This window comes from Gilvimarinus polysaccharolyticus, assembly GCF_001187555.1.
Lineage (GTDB): Bacteria > Pseudomonadota > Gammaproteobacteria > Pseudomonadales > Cellvibrionaceae > Gilvimarinus > Gilvimarinus polysaccharolyticus.
Genome location: NZ_LFIJ01000002.1, coordinates 976,216 through 992,534 on the forward strand (window position 1 = coordinate 976,216; position 16,319 = coordinate 992,534).

The following is a 16,319-nucleotide window of genomic DNA, read 5'->3' on the forward strand; positions in this document are numbered from 1 at the left end:
GTTACAGCGCTGCCACTTGAATGGATTCGTCTTGTAGGTATATCTGTGCCGCTTGCTTCCAGCAGTGCTCACGCAGTTTGTCGTTTAAAATAAAATGCCCGTTAATAGAGACCAACTCGGCCTCTAATTGCTGGCAAAAAATTCGCGCGTCTGGGTTACCGCGTACGCCGGCTAATGCTCGGCCACGCAAGGTGCTGTAAACATGTATATGGCCATCAGATATCACCTCGGCGCCTTCGCTGACGGGAGCCAATAAAATTAAGTCACAGCCTTCGGCGTAAATTTGTTGCCCCGAGCGCACTGGACGCTCGATGACTCGTGCCGGTAGCGATGCTGCAGTATTTTGCGGCGCGCTTGCGGCTGGCGCCTCATCTGTAGGCGGAGCCGGTTCGGCTTGGCTCTTGTCGGCCTTGGGGCGCGAAGCGGGCAAATGTATTAAGCCTGCGTCGCGGGCTACTTGGGCGACTTTATCGCTGGCCCCTTTACAGCCAAATAGCTGAAACCCAACACTGCGGCATTGTTTAACGATGTCTTGCAGCAGCTCGCGGTCAGCCTCACCTTCGAACGAGGCGAGGTTTAAAAACAGGGGGGAGCCGGTAAAAAACAAAGGCGCCGAGGCAACTTTATCGCGTAATTGCTCGGAAAATTCTTGGGGCTGGTAGTGATACAGATCCAGCGACATAGTTGTCAAGCTGGTGCCCTTAATCTGGAAGCAGGCTTCTGCCATCTCCGTGTCCTAATGTCTATTGTGTCGCCGCAATGCTGCGACGGGGTGAAAATGTTCTGTTATGTCGCCAATTTACGCGGCTTTAGTTTAACAGATTGAGTGCGCCCGAATGCGCGCTGCCGCGCAATATAACAAACCCCCGCCTGCCGTGATACGGACGGCGGGGGATTGAGGGGGGTATTACCACATTAAGTCGTCGGGAATGACGTAATCTTTGTATGGATCGTCTTCGTCGGGCTCGTCGGTCGCCTGCGTCTTGGCCAAAATAATGCTATCGCTGTCACGCAGAGCGATTTTGTCGGCCACAATGCGGGGGACCAGTTCATGACCCTCGCCGAGTTTGGCGATGGCGAGTTGGCCGCGCATCAGCTGTTGTTGTACTTTGGCGCTCACCAGCAGTTTTTTGATGGTTTTGCCATCGGTAAAGTTGTATTCCAGCTCGGCTTCGCCCCGGGCTAGTTTTGGCTGGCGGTGGGTTTCTATTAGCTGTTTGATTTGCGCGGCAATGGCTTTTTGCTCGGCTTCGGCTTGGCGCTGACGGTTAAGCTCGCGATCGCGCTCGGCTTTTTCGGCTCGTGCCGCTTGTACCGATTGTTTGGTCTCGTCTACCACCACCTGTTTCGATTTATGCGCTTGCTTGGTTTGCTTGCGTTTGTCTTTTTGAATCTGCTTGGCTGCTTTCTCGTTGATCAAGCCCGCTTGTTTCAGTTGATCTTGCAAGGACGCCATGGGGTTCTCTCTAACGTTGTAATAAAGGTCGTTGATAATTACTTGGCGTATTATGCCATGTTGGCTCGCGCGCGAGAATCGGTATCACTCTAGCGTTGGCGGTAAAGGCGTATCAAGCAACGTTTTTACGCAAAATGTTAGCTACATTTGTTGCGCTTGTGGCTGTAGGGCGCGGCAACTGGGTTGTTCGCGCCCATGGGCTTGTTATTGAGCCGCTTTAATGACCCCCGCCCAACCGCCACCGGAGGCGAGCTTGATAGTGAGCTGGTCGTTCGCCTGTAGTGCTTGGGTTGTGATGGTGTAGTCTTCGGCAAAGTGTTCGGTGTTTTTGCCATCGCCGAGGGCGGTGAGGGTAAATTTGCCCTCTCCTAGAAAACTAAAGTCGATACTTAAGGTGCGCGCGGTGTTGTCGGTCATGGCGCCTAAGTACCAGTTATCACCTTTGCGGCGTGCTACTAAAATATAATCAGCCACCTGTGCATCCAGCACGTGAGTTTCGTCCCAGTCGGCGGGAAACTGACTGATAAACTCGGTCACTTTTGGCTCGCGACGATAAGTCGAGGGCGACTCACATAGCATTTGCAGTGCGCTTTCGTACACGGCGTACATGGCTACTTGATGTGCTCGGGTGCCTAAGCTAACGGGGCGATAATGGCTGATGTGGTGATTGGCTAAATGCGCATTGCGCAGCGCTCCAGGGGTAAAGTCCATCGGGCCCGCTACCATGCGAATAAACGGCAAGGTGACGTTGTGCTCGGGGGTTATGTCGGCGCTCCATTTGTTGTTTTCGTTCCCTTTAACACCCTCGTAACTCATGACGTTGGGGTAAGCGCGGCGTAAGCCCGCAGGCTTAAAGCCGCCGTGGTAGTCCACTAACAGCTCGTGCTTGGCGGCTTCGCGGGCGATTTTCTCGTAAAAATTTACCATCTCTTGGTCGGAGCGCTGCATAAAGTCAGTTTTAATGCCGGCCACGCCCCACTCACCGTAGGTCTTTAAAATATTTTGGTAGTCTTGGTCGAGCGGCCCCCACAGTGCCCAGAGGATAATCTCGACATTTTTGCTTTGCCCGTAGCGCACCAACTCGTGCACATCGACTTCGGGGTTCATGGTTATTAAGTCGCTGGTGGTTTTGGTCCAGCCTTCATCCAAGATCACGTACTCAAGGCCGTATTCGGCGGCAAAGTCGATGTAGTATTTGTAGGTTTGGGTGTTGATGCCCGATTTAAAATCGACATCAAATAAGTTGTTGGCGTTGTACCAATCCCAAGCGATACGGCCGGGTTTTATCCAGCTGGAGTCGGTCAGTTGGTTTTTGCGCGATAACAACCAGACCAGCTGGCTTTCGACCAGTGCGCCGTCGTTATCGCTGATCACTGCAACGCGCCAAGGGTAGTGGCGATGGCCCTGGGTTTTGGCGATGTAATCTGTGTAGCTGAGAAGTTGGTTGCGATCTTTCGAGCCCGCCATCGGCGTGGCTTCGGCCACCACGTTGCTAAAGCCCGCACTAAAACCGTCTTTACCGGTGCCGTATAAAAATAAACCGGGGTAGTCATACAAGTCGGCCTCGGTAAAGACAATATTAATGTCATTAACGCCGATATAGGCCGGCAGCGAGGCAAAGCGTCCGGGGCTGATATCGGCTACTTTGCTCGGCACATACAAGCGCTCATAGTGAGAGATCAACGACTCTTCTTCGGGGAATAATGTCGTGGCGCCTGCGGGAAAATTTAGCCCCATGGTTTCGTCTTCAACGGTTACGCTGTTGTTGTGCTCGCCGACAAACCGATAGGCAACACCGTCGTTATAAGCGCGAAAATCAATGCCAAAATCATTATCAAACCGCAGCGATAGTTCGCGGTAGTGCTCGGTAATCATGGCCGATTTGTGTTTTACCGCTGGCGTGTGGCTGCTGTTTACTTCGTTGCGGTCAACGCTGATCAGCTTGGTGTCGCGGGTGATATCGCCCAGCCCTTTTAGCGTTAAGCCGATATTGCTGGGGGCAATCACCGCGGCGTCATCGAGCTTGGCCGACCAGTTCACGGTTTGCGTAACATCGACACTAATCGTCAGCCGCTCATTGGGTGATTGCAGTTTAAAGGTTTCGGCTTGCGCGGCGCTTACCAGCAGCGTGAATAACACAGTACAGTGGAGCGTTGCCAGACGGGGGGGAGCCATATTCGTAAGCCTATTGTTATGTTATTAATTATGGGGTGTGATTGCTCTTTATCTATAACGGCCATACTGCCGCCAAGGATCGTTGAATACAAGCGCCGGTGGGCATTGAGATGGGCCCCTAAGCGCTATAACACCAAAGACTTTAGTGGCGGGCGAGTCTAATTAGGTTGGTTCTGTGGCTACAATAGAGTATTGCTCGCAGATTGCTGCCGGGCCGTTAATTTAAGGCTCCCGCGAATCTTTGGGGCGCCGGTAAGCGCCGGCAGCAGGCGGTATTAAGTCGCCGTCTTCATCTAGCTTAGGGTAGGGGAGCTTGTGCTGCTTACAGTAACGCGCCATGGCCGGTTGCGCCCACTCAAACAGCGTTTGGTGGTAGTGTTCATCCTCAATACAGCCGCGCAGATAGTGGCCTGCCTGCTGCCGTTGGTGCATGGCCTCTTGCAGAATGATGCCTGCGGCAACGCTAACGTTGTAGCTTTCAACTAAGCCCATAATGGGAATACTGACATGCGCATCTGCCTCGAGTGCGGCGTAATCGCTTAAACCGTCTCGCTCGGCGCCCATGACCAGTGCAAAGGGTTGAGTGTAATCGGCCTCGCGATAGTGCACCGCGCGATCAGACCAGTGTGCCGCAATTAAGGTAAACCCGCGCTGGCGCAGGTGCTTAAAACCATCTTCAATGCGCTCGTGTACTCGCTGCGAGGTAAAGCGGCCAATACCGCCGGCGGTGTTGTGGAACACTACGCCACCGTGTTCGGGTCTAACCATATGCACTTCGCTAATGCCGGCGGCCTCGGCGTTGCGCATAATGGCCGAGATATTCTGGCCTTTGTGGACTTTATCGGTCAGCACCGTCATATCGGGCTGACGTTGGTGCAACACTCTTATAAACTTTTCAAAACGTTCGCGGCTCATGGATGACTTTTATTATCGATGGCAAAAGCGTCATTATAGAGCCAAACAACCGGAGGAGCTCATGAAGGCATCTGATTTTTTAAAAAAGTACGAGCGAGAACAGCAAGCTAAAACTGGCAAAGTGGACGATAGCGAGGAAGATCACTCGTTAGAGCATAATGCGCGTGAGCGTGCTAAGCATTTGGAACAGGGCTTAAATGTTGGCAGCCCTTACGATTGGGAAGATCTAGAAAAATACCAGCGTGAGCTTGAACGCATGGAGCGCGAAGGGCCGGGCCGTGCTAAGCCGGCCGATGATGACACCGAATCGAAATAAACAGCTGGTGAGTTAACGCGATAAGTAGCGGGAGTTTTTGTGGATTGGATATGGTTGCTAAGTTATCTCGCGCTGGGTGCAATAACCGGTGTGTTTGCCGGTTTATTGGGCGTGGGTGGCGGCGGCATTATGGTGCCGGTGTTAACTATGATGTTTGCTGCGCAAGGCTTTAATCCCGAACATAAGGTTCATTTAGCTCTAGGAACCTCGATGGCGGCTATTGTCCCTACGGCCATTGCCAGCGCCCGTGCGCATCATCTGCGTGGTGGGGTTGTTTGGCCGGCGGTGCGCGGTTTGGCGCCCGGTGTATTGCTGGGTACTTTTGCCGCGACCTTTGTCGCGAGCTTTTTAAGTGGCATACCGCTGGCGATCTTTTTTGCCGTGTTTATGAGCGCGGTGGCGCTGTATATGATGATCGGTAAACCGCCGCACGCGGATCGTATTTTGCCCGGCCCGGTGGGTCTTGGTGCAGTCGGCTCTGGTATTGGTGGGGTGTCGGCATTGGTGGCCATTGGCGGCGGCTCGCTCACCGTGCCATTTTTGGTGTGGTGCAATGTGCCTATGGCGCGAGCGGTAGGCACCTCGGCGGCGGTTGGTTTACCCATTGCCGCCGCCGGTGCGGCAGGTTATATCGTCAATGGCTGGGGGCTTTCGGGGCTGCCCAGTCACACCTTAGGTTTTGTGGTGTGGCCAGCGGTGTTGGCGATGGCGCTGATGAGCTTTATCACCGCGCCGCTCGGTGCGCGCTTGGCGCACCGGTTACCTGTCGCAACTTTAAAGCGGGTGTTTGCGGTGGTGATGGTGTTGTTGGCGGTTAAGATGTTGCATGGGGTGTTGGTGGGGTAGGGTTTCTCAGGCTCGCTTCTAAGGCAGCTCTATAAATGCCGAACAGCTTTTTGATATGTCCAAAAATGATCAGTACCGTCTATTTAAATAGATACGATAGTCTGGCAGGGAGCCTATCAAGGCTACTATCTTAGGCGAATTGAAAGTAAGGCTTAATAATCAATTGCTTGGAGTGTACGGTTAAATCAAAAATAAACGCCCTCTCAATACGGTCTATTTGTGATTGAAGGTCAACCAAAATCCTCTGGAGGCTTGACTCGGCACGGGGCTGGGGATAGTTTCAGTTAAAATTCAATAAAGGATAGGCTCCCTAGTCTCGGGATTTCTGGAAGGAGCCTATTAAAATGTTAACTGCCTATGAAGCTCGTATTAAAAATTGCCATTGGAGTTGTTTTAACGTTACTAGCTATACCAGCGATTTTTCTCGGTGTGGTTTTCTGGTTTGGCGGCGATATGTGCGGAAACTATGTGCACAAAGAGTATCTATCACCAAGTAATTCTCATAAAGCCGTGATCTTTCAAAGAGACTGTGGCGCTACAGCTGGGTTTAGTACTCAAATATCAATAATCGGTGCACGGGAAGACTTAAGTAATAGCAAAGGGAATATTTATATAATTGATGGTCACCCAGACGAAGTAGCACCAACTCTAAAATGGCTTTCAGAAAGTATACTTTCAATCAGTCGGCCGTTAAATGGCACCGAATACAAAGCCAAGCACAATTGGGGTTGGCTTAACAGAATAGAGGTAGAGTATGGTGCAGGCAGCAGTTAACAAGCAATCAACCGGACTCCGCATTGCGTGGTTCGCTTCGCTCACATTACCACGCAATACTCCGCTCGGTTATTGCGGCGTTAGGTGGATCTAGGGAATTTACAGAATGTCATTTTCGAGTTTTTTGATAGAAAATGGATGGGATAAAGATAGCCAGAGCGTAAAATATTCTAAAGGCAATTGGAACTTAACTTACGATACGAGTGCTTGGATTGAGGTCGGTACAATTAGAAATCCAAGAGTATTCGATGTTCCAGTGCCGGAAAAAGATAAAGAGCAGTGGACGTTAAACCTAATAGTTCACTTATGTGAAGCTGATGACAAAATTCATAGCAAATAACACAGCTAAGTATTTACTGCGTGCTATCTCACTTAACAAAACAATCTTGCGGAGCGCCTTACGCTTCGCTTCAGGCGCCCGCAAATTGTGGCGTTAGCCCTATAAAGGAAGTTATGGAATCAATCGCACTTATCGGACAAGCAATTGCAGTTATTGCAGCCTGCTGGGCAATAATTTCTGGAGTTGGGGCGTGGAAGAGAGAATTTATCGGTAAACGAAGAATTGAACTTGCAGAAGAAGTTCTAGCTTCATTTTTCGAAATAAAAGATGTTATTGCAACAATAAGAAACCCATTCTCATCTGGGGATGAAGGAAAATCCAGAAAGAAAGGCGAGCATGAGACACAAGATGAAGGTGCATTGCTTGACCGCGGATACATCGTATTTGAACGATATGAAACCAGAAAAGAAGCCTTCGTTCGTTTCAACACTCTAAAGTATAAATTTATGGCTACGTTTGGTCCTGAGACAGAAGACATCTTTACCGATTGCAATACAACGCTAAACAGCATTTTTGTTTCGGCAAGGCAATTGGCCACTCACTACTGGCAACGGCAAGGTCGTGTACCAATGGAAGGGGACGAGTTTCAAAGGCACTTAGATGAAATGCACCGACATGAAGGCATATTCTGGGATCGCATGGATGAAGAGGATGACATTCGCCAAAAGTTACAGTCAGTTCAGGATAAGCTGGATACGGTTACTAAGCCATGCTTTGAAGAGCCAATGAAAACATACTCAATTTTCACGAAGCAATGGTTTGCAAAGGGCTAACAAGGCAATGGTTCGGAATTTTAAAAGCTCCGGCTTCGCCTCCACTTTTAAAATCCGCACATTGCGGCGTTAGTAGGCTTAGGATAAATCTATGATAACTATTATTGCTGAAACCATACGAAACCCACGCTTTGTAAGCGAAGATGGATCGCAAATAAACTGCTTCGTAAAATTCAGCCATATGAAAGAAGAGCATGAATTTACAGCGTCTGCCTATGACTGTGAAAAGCATGGGCGCGAAATTTGGTCGCAGTGTATTAATGGTGACTACGGTGAAGTCAAAGCATTTGAGCCAAGAGTAATAGACTTTAATATCCCTGATGAGGGATATCAGCTAAATGATAGTGAAATCGAGTTTCTAAAGTACTTGGATTTGATTAATGAAGAGAATACTAAGAAGTCCTATCGAAGTGTGGCAATTTTGTGGGGGGTGGTTTTAGATAAAATTTTAAATACATTGATACTAAGATCTTTTCCAGATAAGAACCCGAATAAATTAGATATTAGGACATTTGACAAGAAGATTAAGTTTTCAGCTCAACACAATCTTATTACAGATGAGCAAAGTAAGCGATTGAACTTCATTCGGCACATTAGAAATGAAGCCGCTCATAATTGGGATCTTACTGGAGGGAACTCCAAACTGATTGAGAATTTAAAATCTCTTTATGAATTAGACCACTCTTCATTATTTGAATACATTGAAGATGCGGAGCACCTTATTCAAATGATCTACAGTGGTTCCGCAGCAATGATCAGTATCGCATTAAAAAATATATCAGCTGGCTTAATAGAAGAAGCCAACTAACAAAAATATTAAATTCGCGCCCTTCGGCCGCCCGGCGCTCGTTCCTCGCGCGGTTTATATAAGGCGTTATGTTTAAGCGAGGTAACCTAATGATCGTAGAGGCCGAACCTCCAAAGGGAATGAGGACTGTTTATTCTGATAATGTGCCTGTAGGGTATATTACTGACTCAAATGATTCGAAAAAAATGGCTTTGCTGGCACAGGAGCTTCTAAAAGAAAAGGGGCTTTGGAATGAAATCTCTAAAGCAAAAAGAATATTTGATCAGGCTCAATCATTTGCAAACACTTCTGCATATCTATATGAGCACGACTTGAAGAAGCGGCCAAGAAATCCTCAGAGTATATGCCCATTCGTTGTTAATTCTGCTTTTGCAGCAGAAATGTACTTAAAATGTTTACAAGAAATTAATGCTGAAATTACAGATACACACATATTGACATCGATTTTTAAAACTATTCCCAATAAAATAAAAGACAAAATAAATAAAAAAACAAAGGAATTAGAATGCCAATATGAAGTTAAAGCAGGAACTTTATTCAAAGATCACTTAAAAAATATCAATCATGCATTTGTTCAATGGCGCTATGTTTACGAAAATAACGCTGACGCGGTAAACATTCCTCAAGTTATACTTGTTTTGCATGTGCTGTATGAAGTGTCGGCAATTGAATTGGGTATCAAAACATAACAAGTCGTTCCAGCATCACTCCGGCACTTCGTGCCTACGTTGGACAGTTTTTAAGTCGCGGTTTTATGGTTTTTCTGCGCAAAAGTATTCCATAAAACCACAACTTAAAAACTGCCGCTGAACTCGGCGTTATGCACCCGTGTTACCCATAATTAGTAGACACCCTGTATAGTTAGATTCACTACTACGGAGGTGCTCGAAATGGCACGTAAGAAGACGCAAGCATACACTGAAGAATTTCGCCGAGAGGCGGTCAAACGCGCAGAAAAGGACGGCAATACAACGGCATCGGTCGCCAAGGAATTAGGTGTTAGCGCTCAACAAATATACAACTGGCGTCGTCAGTTTAATCGCCTTTCCGATAAGCAGTTTAATACAGCGGCGGGCGTAGATTATTCAAAGTCAGAAAGCGAAGAGGTTCGAAAACTAAAGCGGGAAAATAAGCGCTTACAGGAGGAGCTCGCTTTTCTAAAAAAGGCAGCTGCGTACTTCGCGAACAACCCCGAGTGAAGTACGCCCTTATTGCTGAGCACGTTGGTTGGTTTACGATTGCTCTAATGTGCCGGGTATTGAGTGTTTCTAGGAGTGGTTATTATCGCTGGTTAGAACGAGGGATACCGGTTCAAGAGAAGCGCCGAGTAGGAATGGAGATGCTTGTTAAGGATACCTACGAGGAGTTCGAGGCAGCTTATGGCGCACCGCGTATAACCAAAGAATTGAACGAACTGGGTTACCCTTGTTCGCTGAATTACGTGGCTCAAATCATGGCTGAGCAGGGTATCAAGGCTAGAAATGGCAAGGGCTTCAAGTATTCTCGAAATAGTCTCACTATGTTGAACGTCTCTGATAATGTTTTGTGGCGTGATTTCTCTGCGAGCAAACCTAATGAAAAATGGACGACTGACATCACTTATATTTGGGTTGAGGATAAGTGGATATATTTGGCGACCGTAATGGATCTGTATTCTCGTCGGATTGTAGGTTGGTCGTTAGATGAGTCTATGACGGAGGCTTTGGTCAAGGATGCCATGGCGATGGCGTTTAGTCGTAGAGAAACGGCTCCGGGTTTAATTGTGCATTCCGATCGTGGTACGCAGTACCGAGCGCAAGGTTATGTGGATTACCTTGTCTCAAATGGATGTCGTCTGAGCATGAGCCGGAAAGGTAATTGTTGGGATAACGCGCCAATGGAATCATTCTTTAGCCGTTTGAAGGTTGAGCTTATATATGCGAAGAACTATCGCTCGATTGACGAGGCGAAATCCGGTATCTTTGCCTATATTGAAATATTTTATAATCGAAAAAGAAGGCATTCTGCAAACGACGGTATGAGCCCGGTAACGTTTGAAGAAAAGGCAGCATTGGCTGCATAGTTAGAGTGTCTACTTTTTGTGGGGAACACCAGCACAACTAAGTAAGGGGCAGCAATTGAAATATCTAGCTAGTGTTTGGCTCGCAATTTTTTTCGCGTTATCTGGCTGTAGTTTTAATGTTAATGATGTTCAATTTATTGTCATTGAAACGTATCCAGAAACTGAAAAGAATGTAAAGTTAGCTGAAGACTTGATGTATTACGATTCTCGGTATATCGCTTACAAAGTTCCGAGTCTTAATGAGTCAACGGCTAAAGGAATTAAGCTGGGTTACTTTGTACGATCAGAAGATGGGAAACCAGGTTACAAGATTACTTACAGCATGAAAGTTCCGGCGGTTGCATCAAATATTGACTCTTTGAAGTCAGATTTCAAAACCTTTATCCCAAAGTTAGCAAAGTTTCATGCATCAAAAGATGAGCTATTCAGGAACCTGTCGCCTAAAGGGCAGGATTGGGCAAGATCGTTGTTTAGCCGCTCGACAGAAAATATCCTATCTTCAAGCTCTAGCTTGCTTAGAGATTCTATGACAGAAGAGCAACTAACAGCTGCTATTAAAAATTTGTTGTCAGAGTACGATGTTCCAATTTCTACCGACTTTATTCGTGCACAATACTACGAAGAGTTTGAGGGTATACCTGAGTTTTTATCTATCCATTACTTGCAAACATACAAGAATGATAAAAAGGCTCTTATAAGGGTAAATTTCCACCAAGAAAACGGAAGTTGGGCTGTAATGGGGTTTGGAGTAGGGCCGCATGCATAACAAGCGCAGGCTGTCGGAACGCCTTTTCGCTCCTTCGTCGCTACAAGTCGTCCGCAGCTACGGGTGTGAGAAGGCAGAACAATTAAAATCGCAGCTATACATATTCTTGTTCCAGTAGCTTTTGCACTTGTAATAGCGGTTTATGGAGCGAGGCAAGAGTTTGCTTAATTTTTAGTTGTTTTATTCGGCGGGGGTCTTTTTTATTGTGTGCCGCACCTATGCTGGTTGGCATTTCAGTTCGCGGTTAAGCCAAGTAGTATTGTATTGCATGCTGGTTATATTGGAGCGTCACTAGCACTATTTCTAATTGCTAGTCTTTGGCTCTTACATCCAGATCAATCTGGCTTACCAATACAATGGGTGGCATATTGGCCGTTGGCTGCAATACTTATAATTTTATTGTCTGGGCTCGCGTATCTATTATCTCGGCTGCGTAGCTCCTAACAAACATAGCCAGGCCGACATTTATTCCGGCGCTCGTAATACCGGTAGCTACGCTGGCATTAAAACAATCACCTACATAAATGAACAAAGGGGCCAGGTCTTGATTTGTGAATTCCGCTGTTAGCGGTCAAGCTTGCTTTTACGGTCAGATCACTACGCATAGAGAACTTTTTGATCTTATTTTAATGGAATTTTCTACTAATAAACGCTGTGAATTATTGGGGAAATTAAAGCAGCTTTCCCTTGCCATTTCAAAGGGCCGAGAAATGGTGGTCGGTACCTGCCATGCTCTTAGCCCGCACGAGCCTTTCGCAAAACATCCACCAACATTTCAATATGATCATCACGATCATTCAGTGCGGGTATGTAGTGGTATTGCTCGCCGCCGGCTTCTAAAAAGAATTCACGGTTTTGTTCTTCTAGCTCTTCTAAAGTTTCTAAACAGTCGGCGCTAAAGGCGGGGCTTAAAATAGCGATGTGCTTTGCGCCTTGGGCGGGCAACTCTTTTAGTGTCTGTTCGGTGTAGGGTTTAAGCCACTCGGCTTTGCCAAAACGCGATTGGAACGTGGTTAAGCAGTCGTCTGGATTGAGGCCGGCTTGTTCGGCAACTAGGCGTGTGGTTTTAACGCAAAAGCAGTAATAGGGGTCGCCTTTTTCTAGGCAAAATTTGGGCGTGCCGTGGTAGGAGAGTACCCATTTGTCGGGGCTGCCATGTTTGGCTTGGTGTTCGCTCATGGTGGCGGCAAGGGCTTTGGCGTAATTTGGGTGTTCGCAGTAACCACTTAAAAAGTGCAGCTCGGGCACCCAGCGCCATTGTTGTAACTCGTTTGATACGGCATCAAAGGTGGAACCCACGGTGGCGGCGGCGTATTGCGGGTATAAAGGCAGCACAATAATTTTGCGCACGCCAGCAGCTTGCAGTTCTGTCAAAGCGTTGGCGATGGAGGGGTTGCCGTAGCGCATACCGAGAGCAACTTTAACCTCGGGGCCTAACGCTTTTGCAATGGCGTCGCGTTGGCGCCGGCTGATGGCCAGCAGTGGTGAGCCGTCTTCTGTCCAAATACTTTGATACAGCTTAGCCGACTGTTTAGGGCGTAGGTTTAAAATAATGCCATGTAAGATGAACAGCCATAACAGACGAGGGATTTCGACGATGCGCCGATCCGATAAAAACTCGGCAAGGTAGCGCTTTAAGCCGCGTTTAGTTGGTTCGTCCGGGGTGCCTAAATTGGTGATCAGTACGCCCACTTTGGGGGTGGTTTTAACGGTGTCGTGGGCATTGTCGGTCAATGCTCGGTACTTTTCTGCCATGGGTGCGCCTTGATGTGGGTAATGGCCAAAGTTTACCAGTTGTTGCAAGCTTTTGTCGGTAGCATGTGGCCGCCCACCTAAACGGCGGGCGGTAAACCTTTATGATTAATCGGCGGGTACTAAGCGCACGATGGCGCCATTGGGGTCATCGGTTAACAGATACAGGTAGCCGTCCGGCCCCTGCACCACGTGGCGTAAGCGTTTGCCCAGTTCATTTTTTAGCAAGCGCTCTTCGTGTAGGACGCGCTCGCCCTCGATATCGAGACGAGATAGGGTTTGCGCTTTTAAACTGGCGACAAACATATCGCCCTGCCAATCGGGGAATTGATCGCCCGTGTAAAACGTTAATCCAGCGGTTGCGAGCGAGGGCAGCCAGTAATAAATCGGCGCTGCCATCCCCTCTTTTTTAAAGCCTTCGCCAATCTTGCCGCCGCCGTAGTTCTCGCCATAGGTGATAACCGGCCAGCCGTAGTTAACGCCGCCTACGTCGATATTAATTTCGTCGCCGCCTTGGGCGCCGTGTTCGCCGCTCCACAGCGCGCCGGTTTGTGGGTGAATGGTGGCACCCTGCATATTGCGATGGCCGTAGGACCAAATCTCGGGCAATGCGCCTTTGCTATTGACAAAAGGGTTGTCGGCCGGAACGCTGCCATCGGTGTTAATACGGACGACCTTACCGTGGTGGTTATCGAGTGTTTGGGCATCGTCTTTGTGCGAATAGCGGTCGCCTAGGGTGATAAACAAGGTGCCGTCACGGGCAAAAACCAGTCGTGAACCAAAATGAGCACTGCTTTTTACTTTAGGTTGCTGACTAAAGATCCGAGTTACATCGGTAAGCCGGTCACCTTTAATACGGGCCGATGCTACCGCGGTACTGTTGGTTTTGCCATCACGGCTGGGCTCTGAATAACTAAAGTAAATGCGCCCGTTGTTGGCGTAATCGGGGTCGATAGCAACATCCAATAAACCACCTTGACCGGCAGCGTAAAGCTCGGGTAAGCCTTTCAGTGCCGAGCTTACCTTGCCTTCGGTACTGACTAAACGCAGGTTGCCGGCGCGTTCGCTGACCAATACAGAGCCATCGGGTAAAAATGCCATGCCCCACGGGTTTTTTAAACCTTCGGCGACGATCTCTATGGCAAAATTCGCGCGTTCGCTATTGATGATTGTTTTGGCATCTAGTGGCGCTGCCAGCAGGGCCGCTAAGCCGATTGCCGCAAGGGTACGAGTGAACATAGGGCTCTCCTGTGTAGTAGCTTATTAGTGTAACAGTGTTAGCGATGTTGGCCGGCTAACACGCTACAAGGCTGGTGACGAAAACAGTCGATGGTGTGATCATTGACCATGCCTGTGGCCTGCATAAAAGCGTAGCAAATAGTGCTGCCAACAAAGTTAAAGCCTTTCTTTTTAAGGGATTTGCTCATGGCGTCCGATTCGGCGGTGGTGACCGGCACTTCACTTAGGTTGCGCCAGTGATTTTGAATCGGTTGACCACCGACAAAGCTCCACAAGTAAGTGACCCAATCTTCACCGGCCTCTTGCATGGCAAGGTAGGCGCGAGCGGCTTTAATGGCGCTTTCTATTTTAAGCTTATTGCGGATGATCGCGGGGGTTTGGCGCAGGCGCTCGACATCTTGCTCGGTAAATTGGGCGATTTTAATCGGGTCAAAACCGCAAAAAGCCGCGCGATAGCCCTCGCGCTTTTTTAACACGGTAATCCAGCTAAGTCCTGCCTGAGCACCTTCCAGAATCAACATCTCAAATAGCTCACGCGCGTTATAGCAGGGCACGCCCCACTGTTGGTCGTGGTAGCGCTGGTATGTGGAGTCGTTACTGCACCATTGGCAACGGGCAGGGGTATTACTCATAGTTACTCCTTGTTATGGCTGTTGCGCGTTGCGCTTTACTTGCCCTCACCTGTTGGTCATAATGACCATAAGGGCCTGTATTTTAGTTGAAATTATAGGCCACTCTGCCCACTACAATAAAATAGGTGATATATGCGCATGCAACTTCAATGGCTGACCTTTGCGTTTGCCGCGACAGTACTGACAGCTTGCGGTGGTTCGTCAGGCTCCGATGATGGTAATGCTAGCAGTTCTTCTAGTTCTTCTAGTTCTTCTAGTTCTTCTAGCAGTTCGTCCAGTTCGTCCAGTTCGTCCAGCTCCTCTAGTATGTCGTCCAGCTCTGAAGGGCCGATTGCCATTGAGCCTGACTTCGATTTGTATGCCACGACTCCTTCAGATTTTCCGGTGGGCGTAGCTGTTTCGGCTGCCAATGATGGTTACAGTATCTTTACTCACAGTGATGCCAGTCAACGCCAAGATGTCATTATCAGGCATTTCAGTCAGTTGACCGCCGGTAACATTATGAAGATGAGCTATTTGCACCCGACTGAAAACACCTTCACTTTTGGCGATGCCGATGAGCTGGTGGGTTTTGCGGCCTCTAACGGCATGACCGTTCATGGCCACGCTTTAGTGTGGCATTCAGACTACCAAGTGCCTGGTTTTATGAAGAGTTACCAAGGTGACTTTGCCGCTATGCTGACTAATCATGTGACGGGCGTCGTCGATCACTTTAAAACCGACTACCCCGGTGTAGTGACCAGCTGGGATGTGGTGAATGAAGCGGTAGATCAAGGTGCTGCAGATGGCTTTCGCCGTTCGGTGTTTTACAACGAGCTGCCTCCGGTAGCCGATGGTGAGATCCCCGAATATATTAAGGTAGCCTTTCAAGCTGCGCGCGATACCGATCCGAGTATCGATTTGTATTACAACGACTACGATAACACCGCTAATAGCACTCGGCTGGCCAAAACATTGGCAATTGCCGAGGCACTCGATAACCAAGGTATTATTGATGGCGTTGGTTTTCAGATGCATATTTACATGGATTACCCATCACTCAATGATTTTAAAAATGCCTTCCAGCAAGTGGTGGATATGGGTTTGAAAGTGAAGGTGACCGAGCTGGATATTGCGGTGGTAAACCCCTATGAAGCCGGTACGCCTGCGTTACCTGAGTATGATGAGCAGTTGACCGCACGCCAGAAAAAACGCTTTTGTGAGGTCGCTAAGGTGTATGTTGACACTGTGCCGGAAAATCAGCGTGGCGGTTTTACCGTTTGGGGTTTGACCGACGATGAAAGCTGGTTAATGGATCAGTTTGCCAACGCTGCCGGTGCCGATTACGAAGATGTTTGGCCATTATTGTTTAATGCCGACCTGTCCGCCAAGCCTGCGTTGCAGGGTGTGGCAGATGCTTTCCGTGGCCAAGGCTGCGATTAAGCTTTGAGCTTGCCCCGCCGCAGTGCGGCGGGGGCTCCCTCCC

General features: G+C 48.5%; 18 protein-coding genes. 11 read left to right on the forward strand and 7 right to left on the reverse strand.

Annotated elements, in window-relative coordinates; translation table 11 throughout:
• Nucleotide 1: 1 nt before the first annotated feature.
• The 4 genes from minC to GILYN3_RS12845 all read right to left on the reverse strand — a co-directional run bounded on the left by minC (nt 2) and on the right by GILYN3_RS12845 (nt 4,546).
• Entirely contained in the window at nt 2-727 is a 726-nt protein-coding gene (gene minC / locus GILYN3_RS12830; RefSeq protein WP_049723358.1) for a septum site-determining protein MinC, read from the reverse strand.
• A 180-nt stretch (nt 728-907) separates the two neighbouring features.
• Nucleotides 908-1,456, reverse strand: coding sequence for a DUF2058 domain-containing protein (locus tag GILYN3_RS12835; protein ID WP_049723359.1), 549 nt, complete (start codon nt 1,454-1,456; stop codon nt 908-910).
• Nucleotides 1,457-1,660: 204 nt separating this feature from the next.
• Nucleotides 1,661-3,631, reverse strand: coding sequence for a glycoside hydrolase family 97 protein (locus tag GILYN3_RS12840; RefSeq protein WP_049723360.1), 1,971 nt, complete (start codon nt 3,629-3,631; stop codon nt 1,661-1,663).
• Between the two features lie 222 nt (nt 3,632-3,853).
• Complete coding sequence (locus GILYN3_RS12845) at nt 3,854-4,546, reverse strand: TrmH family RNA methyltransferase (protein ID WP_049723361.1); 693 nt, start codon at nt 4,544-4,546, stop codon at nt 3,854-3,856.
• Nucleotides 4,547-4,607: 61 nt separating this feature from the next.
• On the opposite strand from GILYN3_RS12845, the gene GILYN3_RS12850 reads away from it, so the two are divergent.
• The 10 genes from GILYN3_RS12850 to GILYN3_RS12895 all read left to right on the forward strand — a co-directional run bounded on the left by GILYN3_RS12850 (nt 4,608) and on the right by GILYN3_RS12895 (nt 11,231).
• On the forward strand, nt 4,608-4,862 hold the full coding sequence (locus GILYN3_RS12850) for a hypothetical protein (RefSeq protein WP_049723362.1): 255 nt from the start codon (nt 4,608-4,610) through the stop codon (nt 4,860-4,862).
• Nucleotides 4,863-4,901: 39 nt separating this feature from the next.
• Nucleotides 4,902-5,708, forward strand: a complete 807-nt coding sequence (locus tag GILYN3_RS12855; RefSeq protein WP_049723363.1) for a sulfite exporter TauE/SafE family protein — start codon at nt 4,902-4,904, stop codon at nt 5,706-5,708.
• Nucleotides 5,709-6,065: 357 nt separating this feature from the next.
• Nucleotides 6,066-6,482: a hypothetical protein gene (locus GILYN3_RS12860; RefSeq protein ID WP_049723364.1), complete on the forward strand. Its 417-nt coding sequence runs from the start codon at nt 6,066-6,068 to the stop codon at nt 6,480-6,482.
• 106 nt (nt 6,483-6,588) lie between these two features.
• The gene (locus GILYN3_RS12865) at nt 6,589-6,822 is read left to right on the forward strand and encodes a hypothetical protein (protein WP_049723365.1); all 234 of its coding nucleotides are present in this window, start codon (nt 6,589-6,591) and stop codon (nt 6,820-6,822) included.
• Nucleotides 6,823-6,935: 113 nt separating this feature from the next.
• Nucleotides 6,936-7,595, forward strand: a complete 660-nt coding sequence (locus GILYN3_RS12870; protein WP_049723366.1) for a hypothetical protein — start codon at nt 6,936-6,938, stop codon at nt 7,593-7,595.
• A gap of 91 nt (nt 7,596-7,686) precedes the next feature.
• Nucleotides 7,687-8,403, forward strand: coding sequence for a DUF4145 domain-containing protein (locus tag GILYN3_RS12875; RefSeq protein ID WP_049723367.1), 717 nt, complete (start codon nt 7,687-7,689; stop codon nt 8,401-8,403).
• 89 nt (nt 8,404-8,492) lie between these two features.
• Nucleotides 8,493-9,092 (forward strand): hypothetical protein, encoded by a 600-nt coding sequence (locus GILYN3_RS12880; protein WP_157484935.1) that lies wholly within the window; start codon nt 8,493-8,495, stop codon nt 9,090-9,092.
• Between the two features lie 201 nt (nt 9,093-9,293).
• On the forward strand, nt 9,294-9,602 hold the full coding sequence (locus tag GILYN3_RS12885) for a transposase (RefSeq protein ID WP_049721466.1): 309 nt from the start codon (nt 9,294-9,296) through the stop codon (nt 9,600-9,602).
• Nucleotides 9,599-10,465 (forward strand): IS3 family transposase, encoded by an 867-nt coding sequence (locus GILYN3_RS12890; RefSeq protein WP_049723369.1) that lies wholly within the window; start codon nt 9,599-9,601, stop codon nt 10,463-10,465. Before GILYN3_RS12885 ends, GILYN3_RS12890 begins: the two co-directional genes overlap by 4 nt.
• A gap of 55 nt (nt 10,466-10,520) precedes the next feature.
• Nucleotides 10,521-11,231 (forward strand): DUF4019 domain-containing protein, encoded by a 711-nt coding sequence (locus tag GILYN3_RS12895; protein ID WP_049723370.1) that lies wholly within the window; start codon nt 10,521-10,523, stop codon nt 11,229-11,231.
• A gap of 735 nt (nt 11,232-11,966) precedes the next feature.
• Here the strand turns inward: GILYN3_RS12895 and hemH are convergent.
• The 3 genes from hemH to GILYN3_RS12910 form a co-directional block, all read right to left on the reverse strand.
• Nucleotides 11,967-12,986: a ferrochelatase gene (gene hemH / locus GILYN3_RS12900; RefSeq protein WP_049723371.1), complete on the reverse strand. Its 1,020-nt coding sequence runs from the start codon at nt 12,984-12,986 to the stop codon at nt 11,967-11,969.
• A 105-nt stretch (nt 12,987-13,091) separates the two neighbouring features.
• Nucleotides 13,092-14,222: a PQQ-dependent sugar dehydrogenase gene (locus GILYN3_RS12905; protein WP_049723372.1), complete on the reverse strand. Its 1,131-nt coding sequence runs from the start codon at nt 14,220-14,222 to the stop codon at nt 13,092-13,094.
• Between the two features lie 38 nt (nt 14,223-14,260).
• Nucleotides 14,261-14,854 carry a DNA-3-methyladenine glycosylase I gene (locus GILYN3_RS12910; RefSeq protein WP_049723373.1) on the reverse strand — a complete coding sequence of 198 codons (594 nt, stop codon included), beginning with the start codon at nt 14,852-14,854 and terminating at the stop codon, nt 14,261-14,263.
• 132 nt (nt 14,855-14,986) lie between these two features.
• On the opposite strand from GILYN3_RS12910, the gene GILYN3_RS12920 reads away from it, so the two are divergent.
• Nucleotides 14,987-16,276 carry an endo-1,4-beta-xylanase gene (locus tag GILYN3_RS12920; protein ID WP_232305591.1) on the forward strand — a complete coding sequence of 430 codons (1,290 nt, stop codon included), beginning with the start codon at nt 14,987-14,989 and terminating at the stop codon, nt 16,274-16,276.
• Nucleotides 16,277-16,319: the final 43 nt, after the last annotated feature.